The 16,450-nt window shown below is 67.1% G+C and carries 14 protein-coding genes; 3 read left to right on the forward strand and 11 right to left on the reverse strand.

The genetic code is table 11. The features are described 5' to 3' along the window. Positions 1-21 precede the first annotated feature (21 nt). The 9 genes from KUTG_RS62850 to KUTG_RS52350 all read right to left on the reverse strand — a co-directional run bounded on the left by KUTG_RS62850 (position 22) and on the right by KUTG_RS52350 (position 6,708). Positions 22-963 carry a thiopeptide-type bacteriocin biosynthesis protein gene (locus tag KUTG_RS62850; RefSeq protein ID WP_198047918.1) on the reverse strand — a complete coding sequence of 314 codons (942 nt, stop codon included), beginning with the start codon at positions 961-963 and terminating at the stop codon, positions 22-24. A 45-nt stretch (positions 964-1,008) separates the two neighbouring features. Then, positions 1,009-3,021, reverse strand: coding sequence for a lantibiotic dehydratase family protein (locus tag KUTG_RS52325; RefSeq protein ID WP_198047690.1), 2,013 nt, complete (start codon positions 3,019-3,021; stop codon positions 1,009-1,011). A gap of 93 nt (positions 3,022-3,114) precedes the next feature. Then, a complete protein-coding gene (locus tag KUTG_RS57745) occupies positions 3,115-3,279 on the reverse strand; it encodes an FxLD family lanthipeptide (RefSeq protein WP_084580895.1) in 165 nt (54 codons plus the stop codon). 59 nt (positions 3,280-3,338) lie between these two features. Next, positions 3,339-4,583, reverse strand: a complete 1,245-nt coding sequence (gene fxlM / locus KUTG_RS52330; protein ID WP_043727676.1) for a methyltransferase, FxLD system — start codon at positions 4,581-4,583, stop codon at positions 3,339-3,341. 112 nt (positions 4,584-4,695) lie between these two features. Beyond that, positions 4,696-4,854, reverse strand: a complete 159-nt coding sequence (locus tag KUTG_RS60325; RefSeq protein WP_157495468.1) for a hypothetical protein — start codon at positions 4,852-4,854, stop codon at positions 4,696-4,698. Between the two features lie 108 nt (positions 4,855-4,962). Continuing rightward, positions 4,963-5,499: an NUDIX domain-containing protein gene (locus tag KUTG_RS52335; RefSeq protein ID WP_043727678.1), complete on the reverse strand. Its 537-nt coding sequence runs from the start codon at positions 5,497-5,499 to the stop codon at positions 4,963-4,965. 296 nt (positions 5,500-5,795) lie between these two features. After that, positions 5,796-6,140: a hypothetical protein gene (locus tag KUTG_RS52340; RefSeq protein ID WP_043727679.1), complete on the reverse strand. Its 345-nt coding sequence runs from the start codon at positions 6,138-6,140 to the stop codon at positions 5,796-5,798. Beyond that, on the reverse strand, positions 6,137-6,394 hold the full coding sequence (locus KUTG_RS52345) for a hypothetical protein (protein WP_043727681.1): 258 nt from the start codon (positions 6,392-6,394) through the stop codon (positions 6,137-6,139). The genes KUTG_RS52340 and KUTG_RS52345 overlap by 4 nt, the downstream gene beginning before the upstream one ends. Beyond that, entirely contained in the window at positions 6,394-6,708 is a 315-nt protein-coding gene (locus tag KUTG_RS52350) for a hypothetical protein (RefSeq protein ID WP_043727684.1), read from the reverse strand. The genes KUTG_RS52345 and KUTG_RS52350 overlap by 1 nt, the downstream gene beginning before the upstream one ends. Before the next feature lie 1,512 nt (positions 6,709-8,220). Between KUTG_RS52350 and KUTG_RS52360 the strand changes: the two genes are divergently transcribed. Then, entirely contained in the window at positions 8,221-9,222 is a 1,002-nt protein-coding gene (locus tag KUTG_RS52360; protein ID WP_052396489.1) for a hypothetical protein, read from the forward strand. A gap of 32 nt (positions 9,223-9,254) precedes the next feature. Beyond that, the gene (locus KUTG_RS52365) at positions 9,255-9,743 is read left to right on the forward strand and encodes an SLOG cluster 4 domain-containing protein (RefSeq protein WP_084580897.1); all 489 of its coding nucleotides are present in this window, start codon (positions 9,255-9,257) and stop codon (positions 9,741-9,743) included. A 297-nt stretch (positions 9,744-10,040) separates the two neighbouring features. Here the strand turns inward: KUTG_RS52365 and KUTG_RS52370 are convergent, their stop codons facing one another. Continuing rightward, on the reverse strand, positions 10,041-10,781 hold the full coding sequence (locus KUTG_RS52370; RefSeq protein WP_198047691.1) for a TIGR02391 family protein: 741 nt from the start codon (positions 10,779-10,781) through the stop codon (positions 10,041-10,043). A gap of 369 nt (positions 10,782-11,150) precedes the next feature. Here KUTG_RS52370 and KUTG_RS52375 point away from each other — a divergent pair, with 369 nt between their 5' ends. Beyond that, positions 11,151-11,627 (forward strand): GNAT family N-acetyltransferase, encoded by a 477-nt coding sequence (locus KUTG_RS52375; protein WP_043727687.1) that lies wholly within the window; start codon positions 11,151-11,153, stop codon positions 11,625-11,627. Positions 11,628-11,658: 31 nt separating this feature from the next. Here KUTG_RS52375 and KUTG_RS60330 read toward each other — a convergent pair whose 3' ends face one another. Then, positions 11,659-16,416 (reverse strand): NACHT domain-containing protein, encoded by a 4,758-nt coding sequence (locus KUTG_RS60330; RefSeq protein ID WP_157495469.1) that lies wholly within the window; start codon positions 16,414-16,416, stop codon positions 11,659-11,661. Between the last annotated feature and the right edge of the window lie 34 nt (positions 16,417-16,450).

Raw genomic sequence — 16,450 nt, forward strand, 5'->3', positions numbered from 1 at the left:
CCGACTGCGACTGGTGGTCGCTCATCGACGGCCTTTCGGGTGGGTCTGGCTCAGGGCGGCGGCGCGGGCCAGCCGGTGGGAGATCCGCTCGATCTCCGGCGCGATCCCGGACGTGCGAACGCTGTGCAGGTGCAGCAGCGAGGCCAGCACCGAGTCCGGCGCGGGCGTTCCGGCGCGGGCGAGGGCGGCGCGGTAGGCGGCCAGCGCCGTGCGCCGCGCCGCCCACGCGGCGGCGATCTGCTCGCCGCTGGCCAGGCCACGTACCGTCGCGAGATCGTCGCGCGGGTCGGCCAGGTGCAGCGCCTGGTCGTAGACCGCGCGGTCAGGCGCGGGGACCGGGCCGGTGGTGATGTGGTCGATCAGCCAGGCGTTGCCGGTGGTGTAGTCGCCGCTGAACGCGGCGGCGAGGTCGACCAGGCTTGCGGCGGTCAGCGCCCAGACATCGGCGGCATCGGGGCCAGCGGCGAGGTGTGCGCGTTGGGCGAGCGCGGCGGCGGAGTCGGCGGCGAACACCTCCTCGGCGGCGGCCATCACAGTGCCGTGCCCGAAGCGGCCGGTCTCCGGGAGGTAGGTGTCTAGCTGCATCGTCGCGATCAACCCATGTTGGCGCAGTCGCGCGACCCATGCGCCAAGGTGGACGGCGACCGTGCCGAAGCAGTCGGGCGTGGCGAGCTGGATGCGCAGCCGCAGGTGATTGTCCGGATCGCGGTAGGGCAGGAACCACCACCGCACCGGTTTGTCCAGTGTGGACAGCAGTTCCGGCAGATGGGTGGTGAGCAGGGCGGTGTGGCGGTCGGGGTGGCCGTAAAGCTTGCAGAACAGCCACTTCCCCGCACCGGGAAGGTGTCCGTCGCTGGCGGTGGTGGCGGTGATCGGCGCGGTGCGGACCGGCAGCGGGGGCCAGATGCGGGCCTGGGTGGAGGCGAGCGGGACGACGATTCGTGGGCGTGGCCGTCGATCCAGCCGAACGCGCCGGCACCGGGGGCTTCCTGCACGGTGGCGTGCCCGTCACGGTCGAGCTGGGCGCGCAGCAGGTGCAGGTGCGCGGACTCGTCCAGATCCAAGCAGGCGCTGGTCGTTGGCGCCGAGGTAGACCATGGCGGGCACCATCGCCCGGACCCGCCAGTCGGCCACGGCCACCGTCCATTCCGGCCAGGAGACGTGCTTGCCGGGCAGGTCGGCCGCCGTCAGCGTCCAGCGCGCCGGCGAGAGGACGGTGCGGCGGTAGGTCAGTCGGGGCAGGAACGGCAGCTGCGAGGCGATGCCCCACGCGAACGGCCCCCACATGGCGGTCCTCGCGGTGGTCAGCTCGCAGGCCAGCCGCAGCAGCGGGTGGGAGAAGTTGGTGAACTCCACCGCGCTGAACACCTCCGGCTCCACCGGCCGCGCCGTCGAGCGCGACCACACGGTGAACCGGTGCGCGTCGCCGACGACCACCAGGTCCTGCGGCATCAGCACCGTGTCGGAGCCGAAGCGGTGTTCGGCGATCGAGAGCAGGTCGGGCAGGACCTGCGGGTGGCGGGCGACGTTCTCGGTCTCGGTGTAGAGCGGCGGGCAGGACACCTGCACCCGCAGCGCGCCGTCGTTGACGGTCGGCAGCCTGGCGTACGCGCGGGCCATGCGGTCGCGGTCAGCGTCGTCGAGTAGGTCGAGGAAGCGGCCGGCGGTTGTTCCGGCGGCGCGGAACGCGCCGGCCACGACCAGCTGGAACTCGCCCCGGTCGAGCGCGTCCCGGCTGGGCGCGTGCACCCGTACCGCCAGCTCGGTGTGCGCCGGCCACTGCGCCTGTCCGAGGGTGTCCGTCTCAAGCTCGGTGATCGTCGCGTCGTAGAGCACGACCTCGACGTGCCGGTTCACCGCCGCTGTCTGCGCCAGCCGCAGCAGAGCGGTATCCCGGTCGCTCACCCTCGCGTTGGGGCGTTCCAGCTGGGAATCCCGGTAGCCGGCGGGGTATCCGAGACCGATGTCGGGGTTGACCAGCTCCACCAGCGGCACGGCCGCGCCGACGCCGTAGCGCTCCAGGAACCGGGCGTGGTAGTCCCGCCAGACCGGCGTGCCGAACGGTTGCGGGGTGAGCCGGGCCAGCACGCTCGCCGCCCGCGTGACCTCGGTGGCCACGCTGTGGGGCAGCACGACCTGGGCGTCCGCGCGCAGATCAACCCTGTCCGCCGGCCCGGGGCCAGTGTGGTCGCGTAGTCGGGCGAGCGTCCCGGCCGCAGCCGGGACATCCTCGGCGCGGACGTCGGCCAGGGCGGCCAGGACATGCCGGAGCGGGTCGGTGACCGTCATCGGCGGGCGCAGGCCGGTGAGCAGGACGCGCTGCTCGACCAGCTGGATCAGCATCGCGGTGATCACCGGGACTGGCGTGTCGGGGAACGCGACGGCGAGCCGGTCGGCGAGATCGCCCAGGCGGATCGGCGTCCGCGCCGCGTGTACGACCAGCTCCACGGGCCGGGTGTGGCGGATGGACACCTCGGCCGGATCGGTGCGGGCTGCGGCCGGGTTGGGGTGCTGGCGCAAGCCGATGACCAGCCGGCCGTCGCGTACCGTCGCGGTGTTGTTCACCACGACCGGCAACCGCTCAGCCAGACCGTGGCAGCGCTCCAGCTCGCCCACCAGCCCGGACAGCCACACGGCGTCGGCCCGGCCGGTGACGCGGTGGCCATCGCCGATCCGGACTGTGGTGGCTGGTCCGAACTCGGCGGGCGCGACGCCGGCGAACAGACCGAACGGGGTGGCCCGGCTGGATGACCGCAACCGGTAGCGCAGCAGCGACACCACTGCGCCGCGCACCTGCCGGGGCCGCTGCTCGCGGCCGGCGCACACCGCGACCACGCGGCGGGCGAGGTCCGGGCTGGCCGCTCGCACCGCGCCGGCGAACGGCTCGTCCGCCCAGGTCCGGGCCAGCCAGTCACGCCACTGCGGCACGTGATCGCCGCTCAGATCCGGCCACGTGTGCTCGTCCACATCGGACGGCTGGATCGCCAGCCGGAGCAAGGCCGCGTCGACGACAGTGAACACCTGCAACAACCCCCTTCACGCGAAAGACGGCCTGGTGGACAAGGCGCTCGCCTCTGCCTACCAGGCCGTCATCGGTCAGCTCGCCGTGGTGTGTCAGCCGCAGGTGCTGTTGGAGCAGGCACTCTGGCAGGTCTGGCCGCAGTTGTCGTCGGTGTTGCGCATCAGGTCGGCCACGACCGGCCCGGAGGCGACGATCGACACGTCGAGATCGAACTCCATGCCCGCCACTGCGGGCGTCTGCGTGTGCTGCAAGGTCATAGCGAATCTCCTTTGCAGGGTTGGTGAATCGTGCGGATGGGACTACTTGGCCGCGGCCGTCATGACGAGGCCGGCCAGGAGATCAGGACGCGAGTGTGCTTCTTGTCGATCAGGCGGCCCTCGCCGATCTCGGCGTCCGGGGTGCCGGCCGGGAAGACCTCGATCCGCGCGCCGGGACCGCCCCGGTGCGCGCGGTCCCACTCGCGGATCACCTCCACGTACCGGTCAGCGACCGTCTCGGCGTCTGGGCCGTGGCCGTAGACCATGAACTCGAACGACGTGCGCTCCTCCGAGGTCGCCCGCGAGGCCCGGTAGGCGAAGCTGCCGCCGACCAGGGTGGTCTTGGCGCCCATGCGGGTGGAGCGTTCCACCAGGCCGGACTCAATCCCGGCGGGCGTGGCCACCAGCAGCCCGAAGTCGTCCAGCGCCGTGGCCAAGAAAAGGTCCAGCTCGTCGAACGGCTCGAACCCGCCGACCTCCACGCCGGAGGGGCGCACGACGCGCGGCGAGGTCAACGCGGCGCTCAACGCCTCGCCGTCCGCGGTCTGCCCGCCATCCAGCCGCAGCGCGATGTCCTCGCCACGCAGCAGGACCAGGCGCTCGGCGTTGGCCCCGGAGCCCTGCATCGAGACGAACCCGCACAGCTGGTAGCCCCGGCTGACCAGGTGCCCGTCTTCGCGGACCAGCGCCACGGACCGGGTGAGCCCGCGCATCCGCAGCGGGACGACGAGCACGCCGTCCTCGGCGAGCTGCTCGGTCCAGGCGGGCGGGATGTCCGCGGCGCCGGCCGTGACGATGATCCGGTCGAACGGCGCGTGCTCGGGCACACCGCCCTCGGCGTCAACCAGCAGCACCCGGACCTGCGGATACCCGGCCTCAGCGAGGTAGCGCTCGGCGCGGTCGACCACGAACGGGTCAATGTCGACGGTGGTGACCTCGCCGTCGGGGCCGACCAGTTCCGCGATGAGCGCGGCGTTGTAGCCGCCGGAGCCGATCTCCAGCACCCGCATCCCGGGCTGGATGTCGGCTTGCTCCAGCATCATCGCCTGGATGCGTGGCGCGGACACCGAGCTGAGCGCGAGGCCGTTCTCGTCCCGCTTGGTGATCACGACGTCGTCGCGGTCGTAGACCTTCTCCAGCGGGGCCTCGGGCGCGAACGCCTCACGTGGCACGGTGGCGAAGGCCCGGATCACGGCGTCGGTCCGCAGCTCTCCCTGGGCGCGCAGCTGCTCGACCATCGTCGCGCGCAGCGCGGCGGCATCCTGCTGAGTAGCCTTGGTGTCGTTGTCTCGTACGGTGTTCACTCGGTCACTCTTCCAGTTGTCGGTGCGGGTTCGGGGCCGTACGCGCCATGGGGCTGAAGATCATCACCGGTCGGGTTGGCACCGGACGGGTCCGTGGTGTCCAGCGGCGGCGCTACAGCCTGCGCAATCCGGCAAGCACGCGCTCCAGCACGACCGGATCGCGCGGGTTGAGCAGGATCGTGGGGTCCTCGCCAACCGCGATCGGCTGCGCTCGTGCGGGCGCTGGGCCGAACCAGTCGAACGGTTCGACGGCTGCGTCCTGGACCGACACTGGCGCCGTGATCGGCTCGGCGTGGTCGTCACCGACGGGCTGTGCGGGGACGAACTCGATGGGGGGGTGTCTCCCAGCGACGGCAGGAACAGCGTCTGCTCGGCACGGTCAGGGGCCGCCGCTGGTGTCGGTTCGCCCCACAGCATCGTCTGCATCGCGTGCTCCCCCTGAGTCGATGTGCTGATAGTGCTGCGGTTGTTCGAGGTAGCTGGCGGGGGCCGGGTTTGTGAGCGCCCAGGTCAGTCGACGGGCTTCGTCGGGATGCAGCAGCCGGACCGCGTCGGCGTGGGTGACCCACTGCCAGGCCGCAACGCCCTCGCCGGGCCAGAGCTCGTCCTCGATCGCGGCCGCGTCGTGCTCGCCGCAGTCGAACAGCAGGACCAGCTCGGGCTGCTCGCCGACCGCGGTCGCGCGCCGATAGGCGGTCAGGTAAAGGCCGCGGACGGGGACCTGGATGCCGAGCTGCTGGTAGACCACGTGCCGCAGGGACTCCGCCGGGCTGGCCGCGTGGCCCAGATCGCCGCCGGGCAACCACCACACCTGCGCCGCTTCGGACTGGCCGACCGACGGGTGGATGATCAGCAGTCGCCCGTCCCGGCCGGTGATCAGCCCGGTGACGGTCACCAGGTGGACCGGTGCGGTCATGATCGCGTACCCCTTTGATCAACCGGCCAGCTTGGCGCTGCTTACAAATGTGCGAACGTATGACACCTTATACGTAACAAAAGAACACGCTCCTAACATGGAAACCTTATGTTATTGTCCTTAACTATCGCGTGACATCATCTACACCTCAGGCTCCCCTTGCCCATTTTATATGTATACTGGATCTCGTCCACCCAAGAGCAAGTGGTCGGGAACTAAAGTTGACGTCCTGGACTTATAGGGAATCGCACAGCTATCTGGGAGCATGCCGCCGTGGAAACTGCGCCGCGTCCCCGTCAGACCGTGGGGACCTCGCCGGCCGCCGGGTCGAACTCGCTGGGCAGCGCGCTGGTGTCCAGGTCGCCGCCGTAGAGCCGCTTGGTGGCCTCCGCCGCCCAGCGCCAGCGGATCGTCCATTCCGGGGGCGCGGCCCTGGTGTGCCAGCGCAGCACCTCGTCATGGGTGTGCTCGGCCAGCGTGCAGGCAACGATGCGCTTGGCACGCTCAAGACTCATGTCCGCGCAGGACAGAGGATTTCCCCAGCCGGCCAGCACACAACCGATGATCATCGCTTCGGACGGGCCGATGCTGCCGGCCCTGCTCGCGGCGGGCGTGCCGTCGGTGCCGATGACGCTGGTCATCGCAGTCCACCGCCAACCGTGTCGAGATCGGCGAGATGGTCGACGACCTGGCGCCGCAGGCCGTGTACCTCGGTGCGCTTGGCGATGATCTCGGTGATCCACTCGGCTGCCTCGGGCATGCGTGTGGCCATCTCGTAGTCCGCGTTCAGCTCGCGGATCTCTTCGTCCAGCATGCCCAGGTCCCGACGCAGCAGATCGGCGCTTCCGGCGCGGTCGGGCTCAACGACGGGCGGACGGTCCAGCGCTGCGGCCATCAGGGCTCCTCGGTCCCGTCGGTGACGGACGCGATCTCGCTGGCCAGGACTGTGCTCAGACCGCGGCGAGGTCGGTCCGGGTGCTGCTGGCCGCCTATGGCGCGCAGGTCGCGCAACCCCCCAATCAGCACGGCGATCAGTTCCTCGGCGCCGGCTTCGGTGGCCGCCAGCAGCACCGGTTGGGCGCGCGTGGGCAGCTTGACGCACACCCGCTCGCCGCTCTGATCGAGATAGGAGGTCATAACGGTGGTGGCGCAGACCTCCAGGACGATCGCGGGCGGTCCCAGTGCGTTCTGCTTGTCGTGCGTGGTCAACAGAGACTCCTTGATGCGGCGGAGGGGTGGTGACAATGACGAGGTCGTCGGCGATTCCGGGTGTGACCAAGCCGAGCGCGGACCGGGACGCACGGCGCGAAGCGGCTGGCGACGGACAGCAGGATGCGTTGTTGCCGACGAGAAGTAGCGGCGGCTGGGGCGGCGAGGTGTGGTCGTACTGACCGGGAATCGACTTGCTCGGCCGCGATTGAGGAGGTCAGCTTTCACGTCCGATACGGCAGCCCTAGGTGGTTAGTGCCCGCCTCGGCATCACGCTGAGCCCGCCCACCTCTCCCTGCTAGGCGGCTGTGGCTGAACCAGCAAGCAGGACTGGGCCGGGCCGGTCTAGGCGGACCGAATGTCGGTCGTCGGTGGCCAAACCAACGTGTGCAGATCTCGCGGCACCATGTCCATCAGTTGGACACCTGCCCCGTGGATCTGCCGCGCTGCTTGCGCCCATCGAGGACATGGCCAGGGATGCGAGCACAGCGGACAGGTCGTCTGATCCGTGACGTGCGGCGGGACGTGCGAAGCGAGGTCGTCGACTGAGAGGGCGACACGGCCGAGCGGGCTGTCCTTCGGCACGACCAGGGAAACGACATCGCGAAGGTGGTCGGCCGGAGCTGAGCTGGGAACGGTCACCTTGTTGGCGTCGATCGCAGTGGTCACGGCGTTGTCCTCCAGCGTGGTCGAGCGAACGACGTCCTCGTCATCCGCACCTATCCAGCCTGGCCCGATCATGGCCGAATGACCTCCCGTGGGGCCGGGAACATTTCCTCGCCCACCTCGGTGGCGCTGAACTGCGAAAACAGCGCTAATGGGGGTGAAAACTTCCAGCAATTGCGGCAGATCGCGTCGCCGCACGGGGCTCTTGGGAGCTACCGTTCGTCGCGGACACCGCAGGCGTCGTGCACACGGGAGGTTGGTCGGATGCCCAGGAGAGTCGGGGCCTCGGACAAGGCCAATCGCGATACGTTGCGCGACCAGATGCGCGGCCTCGGATGCTCCGTCGCCCAGATCGTGGCCGAGATGTCCCGCCGGTTCAACCTGCGGCCCCGTGCCGCCTGGCGGCACGCCCTCGGACTGTCGCAATGGCAACTAGCACAGAGATACAACGCCGATCATCCCGCTGCCGGGCTCCGTGACAACCGCGTCAGCGAGTACGAGAGCTGGCCACACGGCGGGATGGCACCGCCCGTGCGCTATCTAGCGAATCTGGCCGTGACGTACGGGCACGGATGCACCCCGTCCCAACTCGTCGACGCCGACGACATGCAACATCTCAGCCCGTCAGACCGGCTTCTGTTCGCTCCGTCAGCCGACGGGTTCTCCCGTCCAGTAAGGATCCCGTACACGCCGAACCCCCTAGCAGTTGAGGCGGCCTCGTATGCGGATGTCTCATGTACCACTGAGTTCCCGGCCCGCCGGAACCCCGAGGACGGCGGCAGCCGGAGCCGTCGGCGCATCGTGCGGTGCGACGCAGCCGGTCTGCCGACCCGTGAGGAGGTAGCCATGGCCGCTGAGGAATCTGCGCGATTTCGACGCTTCAGCGCCACCACGAACATCGACGACGACGTCCTGGAGCAGTTGGACGCCGACGTCGCTGACATCGCTTCGTGCTACCTGACCGATCCTCCGGCCACAGTGTTCGCGCGCCTGATCGGCGGCCGTGATGACGTTTTCGCCTTGATCGAGGGCCGCCAGTCGCCCCGACACGCAATGCACCTGCACAAAATCGGTGGGCAGATGTGCGCGCTGCTGGCCCACGCCTCCGCTGACCTGGGCCACGCGCATGCCGCGAACACCCACGCCCGGACCGCACTGCACTGTGCGGAGGTGGCCGGATACGGCCCTCTCCACGTGTACACCCGCTGGGTCCAAAGCAATGTCGCCTACTGGGCGGGCCGGTACAAGGAGGCGGCGGCATTGGTCGAGGCGGCGCTTCCGTTCGCTACGACCGGCACGAGCCTGCTGCGGCTGTCGAGCCAACAGGCGCGGATCAGCGCCGCTCGAACTGAGTCCTCGGAGATGAATCGCGCGCTTGCGGTGGCAGGGTCCGCGCCCATCGAGCCCAGCGCTGACGAGCCGGGTGTGTTCGCGTTTCCGACAGGCAAGGCCGCTTACTACGCCAGCGAGGCCTATCGCGGGCTTGGCGGTCTCAACCACCTTGACGCCGCGGTGACCTGGGCGCAGACAGCGGTCCAGGAATTCGCTGGTGAACGGGAGCCCAACGTGCAGTTCGTCGCCGCCGCGCGGATCGACCTTGCCGGCGCTCACCTGGCTCGTGGTGATCTCGACGCCGTTGGCGAGCACCTCGCGAAAGCATTGAGCTCCACCGTTGTCGGGCATCGCACCGTGCCGGTGATCAGTCGCGCGCGAGCGCTGAACACGACGTTGACGGCGCTGCCCACTGCGGACCCATCGAAGGTGGCAGCCCTGCGGAGCGGACTTGACGAATTCTGCGCCACCCCGGCGGCCGTTCCGGCTGGGCTCGACAACTCCGACACGAACTGACAGACCACATACTGATCAGGAAGGTACCGCCCGTGCCGATACAGGTGGCCGTCTGCGGCCCGCGCCACTGCACCGAGCAGGACGAGGCCAATGCCCTCGAGGTGGGCCGCCTTCTGGCGCAGGCCGGCGCCATCGTGATTTGCGGTGGCGGCATCGGCGTGATGGCCGCAGTGGCCGCGGGCGCGCGATCTGAAGGCGGACTGGTCATCGGCGTACGGCCGGGTGACTCGTCCGAGGACGCCAGCCCTGACCTGTCCGCCGTGCTCGTGACCAACATGGGAGAGGCGCGCAACGCGATCATTGTCTGGTCCGGCGACGCCGTGATCGCGGTGGGCTGCTCCTGGGGGACCTTGTCCGAGATCGCACTGGCGAAACGACGCGGCGGCGTCCCTGTCATCACGCTGGGCGGGTGGGAGATCCGCAACCACGACGGTACTGAGCTCGCCGATCCGGTGACCACTGCCGCGACCCCGCAGGAGGCGGTGGATCTCGCTCTGACCTTCGCCAGTGCCGCTCGATGACCTCGCGGTGTACCCGGACGCCGGAACCGTCGTAGAACGCCGGCGGGTACCGGGTAGTAGCTGAGGTGCGTGACCGAATCCACCGCGACCACGTTCGCGCCGTCGGCGACGTGGTCCGAGCCAACCACGGTGAGCTTCCAAGTGATGAGCTCACCGATGCAGGCCTGACCCAGCAGGCGCTTTTGCCCGACGAAGTCCCGTCGACCACTTCGATTTCGGCGAGGGCCCTGCCTACGAGAGCCTCCGCGACGACCGATTCTGACCGTTCTGGCTAGCGCCCGCCATACTGGGCGGGCGCTAGCCAGCCGCTGGCGTGCCGTCCTCACGCTGCGCAGCCTCGAGGAGGTCGCAGTCGTCGAGCCAGCGCGCCAACAGGCTTAGCGCGGCCAGCCGCTCGAGCGCGGCCTGCTCATCAAGGTCGATGTTCGCGTGGGCGGCGCTGTTGCGGATCGTCAACTGCACGCCGGGGGCGAAGAACCGCAGGCCGGCGTTCATCGTGCTGACGTCCTGGTCGGCCGGGTCACCCGGCCAGCGCAGCCGCGACTTGCCCGGCTGCGGCGGTTTCTCGGAGAAGACCTCCTGCCACAGCCCGGTCGCGGGCACGTTGTTGCGCCCGGTGCGGGCCCGCACCACCGCGACCACGGCCTCGCACGCGCCGGCCACCGCCTCCCGGAAGTGCCCGTCACGCCACAACCGGCCCGCCGCGCCCCACATGACCGGGTGCATCGCTTCGGCACCGATCGCCGGTGGCCGCTCGGCCTCGGCCCGCACGACCATCCCTTCGAGGCGTCCGAGGGCCTGATCGCAGGCGTCGAGGACGTCAGAGGCTTCCAACAGGGGCTTGGGGCGGGTGATGGTCTGCCACGCGGTGATCGGGTCGATGGTGCCGACGCCCTGCACGCCGATCGAGATGCCGGTCAGTGGCACTGCGGCGGAAGCGCGGCCGGCCAGCTGGGACACTTTCTTCCGTCGTCGTGCGATCTCGTCGGGGTCAGCGTCGTCGCGGGGGAACACCGCCGGGGCGATCCCGCGCGCCACGCCACCCCAGCCGCCGGGCCTTCGTTGGGTACGTGCAGCTCGAGGAAGTCGACCAGCGCGGCGCGGAACTGCTCGACCGCCGCGGCGACCGCGGCCAGGTACTCGGGGTTCTTGCTCAGCTGCATCTGGCAAGCCTGCCACGTCACCGCGCGTTCCCCCGACGTGTTTGTCGCCCCCTGCAGGCACCGGGCGGTGGGGCAAGCCGTTCCCCGGCAACCCGCGGTCGGGAGGGTCGTGCGTGTGTTGCTGCGTTGGATCCTCATCGTCGGCCGTGCCATCACCGAGGCTGTGCGCCCCGCTGACGCCGCCCGTGAGATCGTCTCCCTCGTCCACCGACACCCTCGACACCCCGGAAGGTGAGGAAACCTCGTGATCATCAAGCCGCTCCACCAGGACATGATCGGCGAGGTCATCGACCTCCTCAGCCAAGGCTCGCCCTACATCTGGCCGAGAACCGCCTCCGACTATTGGCTGTACTCCGCCCTGTTCTCCTCAACCTGCCCCGTCGCACCACACGAGGACACGATCACCGGCGTTGTCATCGCCATCCGCAGCCAGGACCACCCCGACGACATCTACATCCAAGACGTCATGACCCACGCCCACCACCGGCGCCAAGGCATCGCCAAGGCGCTGATCAACAGCGTGTGTGCTCAGGGCGAGGCCTGGGGGTGTGGCCGTTTGTACCTCACCTCCGAACCCGAGAACACCAGCGCGCACCACGCCTGGGGCGCGCTGGGCTTCGTCAACGTCCCGGGGGACCACCGCGTCAACGGCGTCGAGGTGATCACCGACTTCAAAGGGCCGGGCAAGACCCGCGCGGTGTACGAGCTGCACCTCCGCTAGACAGCCACCCGTTGTGCTATGTCGATCTGAATCATTCGGAGCGATGCGTGAATGATCTCGTCGATAGGGTGCCGTCGTGGCGGCGAATATGTGCGCTGGTGCGGGTGAGAGTCCCCGGGTACGTCGCACACCCCAGGGGATCTTTCATTATCGCCTTTCGCTGTACGACAAACTGGACCAGCGCAAGTCGATTTCTCTTAAGCGCCACCGACAGGGTGGCGCTATCAATCAGTAAAGCCGGGGGTAGAGGTGTGCCGGAAGAAGGGTCTGCGGCGACAATTCGGTTGGTTTCACTGCGGGCGATGCCGTCGATGCAAATAAGGTCCGTCAGGCCGAGTGCGGAAATCGATCTACTGGACAGTAGTGCAACGCTCGTGGAAGCGATAAGCGAGTGGTCGACACCGGCGGTGGAAGTCGCCGAATCGGGCTCAACCTTCCAGTGATAGTAGTCGACGAGTGGTATTCTCGGAATGGGGAGGTTTGCGGGTCGCTCATGTGGCCGCAAGGGCGAGCAGTCGCACTTGTTGTAATTCTGCTGCGCATGGTTAGTGCATTCCGGACTGGCGGGCCATTCGGTGAGAAACATGTTCGCAGTGAGAAGGTTCGCTGAGATGGGTACGGTGCCGAGTCCGCTGAGCGGTGTTTCTATGAGTGTTACGGCATCCGCCTCGTTAATGAGTACTGAGGACAAGGAGACTGTGAGCTGTCGGTGCGGGGAGGCCTCCTGTTGCCCGGCGCGGGTTATTGGGTGCCCGTCGGCTGACCAGTCAGTTGAATGACGTGCATGTAGTACGACATAGTTTCTGTCATTTGTTGCCGGTGGCGCTTGCGTGCGATTGTGGGTCCAGGTGTCCAGATCGGCGGTGACTGTCAAGAGAGGTGTGGGGTCAATGAGGTCATCGTCCTGGTTGACCCATTCTGCTTGTTCGTGTGTCCACGCAACCGCGAGTTCTGCTGTACTCGGCAATGCGCGTCGGGTTGAGTGTATCGTGGGAGTAACCGGAAACCACCATGGTCCCTGCGGCCAACGAAGTTCATGCTCTGGGAGATCCCGCCCTAGCCACGTTCGGCTGGTCATACGATCCGTCTCGGTGGTGAAAGTGGCTCTCGCGGCGGATGTGTGCGATGCCCTCACGATGGTGGCGAGCATCGGCCCGGCCAGGAGGTGATCGGGATAGTCGGGGTATTCGTGGCAGATCTCGGCTGGTATGTAGGGGAACCGCGGATGCATCTGCACTGTAAGCCAGTCGAGACAATGGGTCGGATCGAAGTCACGCGCACCGATTTGCCATGCGCCGCGGTAGGTGCGTTCCTGGCCTGGGTCATCCTGGCGTCGCAGTCGATGAGTGTCGGATAGACGTGCGGTGGTTTCATGCCACGCGATCCACTGGTATTTCATCCCAAACCGTTCCGGCTTGCCAGGTGACCGAGCGCTGTTGTGCTCCTGGGCCAGTGCGGCGTCGATCTGTCCGAAGTGTTCGGGGCGCCACCCCAAGTCGAGCACTCGGGTAAACACCCAGGGAAGCAGTGCAGAGGTATCGACGGGAGTGACGTAGCCGTTATCGGGTTCAGAGAGTCGTTGTGCTGCCCAAGGGGTTGATGTGCGGTTGACGAATTTCATCACATGGTGACCGAAGTGCCCGTTGGTCAGAGACGAGATGATGGTGGCGTAGCTGTTAGCTGTGGGAGGCAGCGTGTGTGCTGGATCTGTGTTCGTGCCCAGGGAAGCTTCCCTGCGTGCTGCTGCGAAGCGGTGGTGTAGGTCTCCGAGGTCGTTGCGGCCAAGGAAGGCCGACCAGGCAGTGTCGTAGGGAGGGCAGGATTTGCCCAACATGGACTGGTCGAGGGTGCCGTGCGCGTGAAGATGTTGAGCGGCGCAGGCCAGGTAGTCCCGGGCAAGTACGTGGGTGGGAATTCCGAGGCGGTGCACGAAGGTGCGCAGAGTATCGGCATAGCCGGCCAACCGGATCGGATCGCGCGTTCGTGTGGTGGCGCCGCAGAGTACCGCCAGTGCACGTTCGACGATGTAGGGGTCATCGACGTTGGACACCAGGGTGACAAGGTCGGTGGCCACACGAGGGTCGTGATCGCTCAAAGCCACGAGGGTCCGCGTCGTGTCGTCGCGGAGGCATCGGTCAGGACTTGCCAGAGCCCACATCAGAGCGGCGACGGCCTCAGTGCTGGTTGCCGTCGGCCGCTGCGGGCTACTGCCGGACGCGGCTGGTCGGGCAGCCCAGTCGCGCAGCCAATTCAGGAGAGGCTGGTACGGACTGTAGTCCTTGCGCCACCGGCCCGCGCTCAGCCCCGCTGTGAAACAGCGGTCTCGCTCCGGCATGGGCAACGGGGCCAGGATCTCGTGCAACCACAGCGGGCCGAGCGGCACCGCCGGGTGCATTGCCAAGGTCAGTGCGACGGCGATGGTGTCACGTCGGGACTCGGAAGGGGGCCACGTCGGGGCTTCCGACGGTTCGACAATCGCGCGGCGCAGCCGGTCTCGCGCCGTCGCGGTGACGCTCCGGGGGGCCCGCAGCAGCAGGCTGTCGAGCCAGGTGTCGTGCTCCCAGTCAGTGTCAGGGAGTTCTGTGAGTTGACCGTCTTCGGCGAGCGCGCAGAAGAGAGTTGCGAGTTCGACGCCGACGCGTTCGGGGAGCAGCACTGCGAGGGCTGCCAGCACGCCGCGCGCCGTGGGGCTGTTGGCTAACACGCGGATCGACTCTGACGTCCGCAGGCGTTCGAGCGTCCAGGTCGCTTCCTCGTCTGCGTTCGTGCCAGCGGCAGGTGTGAGGGAGGCCAGTTCTTCGTCGAGGATTGCTGTCGCTATCAGGTGATCGCCAAGGCGCTCGAAGGCAAATCGCACCACCTGCTGCGTGGCGCCGCGTTCGTCGGCCAGGGCGTCCTCTGCGAGCACACCCTCGTGGATCAGCGCGAAGAGCAGGGACGTTGAATAGCCGGACGAGACGTGTAGAGGTGTCAGCAGTTCGGTTGCTTCCGCGCGGGACAGCCAGTTTCGGCCGCGGGCTCGGAGTGACCGCGCGAGCTGGCTGCAGGCACGCTGGGCGAGTTGCGCGTGGTGGTCGGCGTCGATCGTGGTCGACACGTGCTGGTTTGCGGCGTCCAATGCGGCCTCGATTACCGCGTTGAATCCCGGCGCGGGGGAGTCGAGCAGGTGTGGTGCTGAGCCGGCGGCCGTGCAGTACAGCCTCAGAAAAAGTGGATTGGTGAACTCTGGTAGCAGCCCCAGCGGCGCAGTAGGCAGCGGTAGTCGGTAGTGGGCGAAGTAGGTCGCGATTGCGTTGAATTCGACGTTGATGAACCCGTCGTGGGCGACGCGGAGCAGGATTTTGCTGTCGAGGTGGTCGCTGACAATGCTGCTTGCGAATGTGTCGCGAACACTGAGAATGACGCCAATCCAGGGATACTGGCGCGCGGTGGCCAAGAACCCTGCAAGGGTGTTGCGCCACAGAACAGGCCCGTTGTTCTCGTTGAGTGCATCGATTATCAGCAACGCTCGCTGACCGCATGCTTCCGCGCGTGCGGACAGCGACTGAAGGAATTCTTCCGTAGAACCGGTGAAATCGAGTGCGGAAAGAATCTGTTGCCATGGATGATGCGGGCCGAGTTGTTGCCCGAGCACTAGTATGCTGGGCTGTCCGCGATCCAGGGCGATTCGAGTCATGTCACACAAGAGATGCGTCTTGCCGCTACCCGCTTTTCCGGTGATCAACAGGGCTGGTGACTCGTAGGCTTTAGCGTGAACCGTCAACAGGTGCTCGGCGCGTTCGGACTGCGACAGAATGCCTCCCGCTATATCCCCACCTGCTAATTGTTTTTCCTGAGATAGATGTGCCGCTGGGGTATCTCTCGGTGTCTCCTGGCACAGCCAGAGGAGGTGGCCTCCACCATTCTTTACGTCGTCCCATGCTTGCGCCCAGTCGTCGAACGGCGGAACATCGACGGCCTCGAGGCGTATTCTGGCGTCGACGTTATGTCCGGCCGTCAGTGAGCTCGTCAGGTCCGAATACAGTGGTTGTGGCAGCTCTTGGCATGCGGATTCGAGTTCGCTAATGACGCCTTCGGGAATGCCGCGACGGCGAAGGCGTGTTGGCGCAGTGACAACATCGTCACGCAAGAGCTGAAGTTCCCTGAGCAAGCGCGGAGAACGAGAAAACGCTTCCAACGTTTCGCCGATCGGTACAGCAATGTGTAACTGCGGGTTGTAGCGGGGGCCGGCATTCGCGCGCGCCTGTGCCCATCGGTTAGCTAGCCAATCGTCGGAAATAAAACTGCGATTGAACCACCACTGGTATCGGCCGACATGTTCGGCTCGTGTCAGCTCTGTGAGCAGTTCCGACTTGCCGAAAAACTCAAACTCCACCGACATTCCGCGTCTTTTTGCAAGGGTGGTCCAGCGTGTAACGTGCTCATTCCATTCATCCATGAACCACTGTTCACCCTGGCGTCGAGGGTCGGCGCGGTCGACGGGAAGTGCAATCTCAAGTTGTATCAGCCGTGGATGTGTTGACAGTGCGCGCTCGATACTCGCGGTGAGTTCGCGCCATTGTCCGGGTGTAGGCTTGCCGAGGAAGAATTTTGCCTGAAGCGCGCGTTCGTTGCCGGCAGTGTCGGAGGCGTACCCCTCGATGCCTCCATCGGGTGTTCCAAGTCTCACGAACCGATCGCCGCGGCCGTCAGCTCGTGCCCGGGCGATCTGGCAGCACAACTCCTCAAATCCGCCAGCCTGACTGCCACCCCATGGCCGCAATGAACTGAAGTCGACATCAACACGCACTGAAGTAGCATAGTGTCCAGGACCTATCCTGAGC

It is taken from the genome of Kutzneria sp. 744 (genome assembly GCF_000568255.1).
Classification (GTDB): domain Bacteria; phylum Actinomycetota; class Actinomycetes; order Mycobacteriales; family Pseudonocardiaceae; genus Kutzneria.

Coding starts and splice junctions, on each gene's coding strand:
- KUTG_RS52360 (WP_052396489.1), top strand. CDS start 8,221: ATGGCCGCTGAGGAATCTGCGCGATTTCGACGCTTCAGCGCCACCACG.
- KUTG_RS52340 (WP_043727679.1), bottom strand. CDS start 6,140: ATGACCAGCGTCATCGGCACCGACGGCACGCCCGCCGCGAGCAGGGCC.
- KUTG_RS57745 (WP_084580895.1), bottom strand. CDS start 3,279: ATGACCTTGCAGCACACGCAGACGCCCGCAGTGGCGGGCATGGAGTTC.
- KUTG_RS52345 (WP_043727681.1), bottom strand. CDS start 6,394: ATGGCCGCAGCGCTGGACCGTCCGCCCGTCGTTGAGCCCGACCGCGCC.
- KUTG_RS52335 (WP_043727678.1), bottom strand. CDS start 5,499: ATGACCGCACCGGTCCACCTGGTGACCGTCACCGGGCTGATCACCGGC.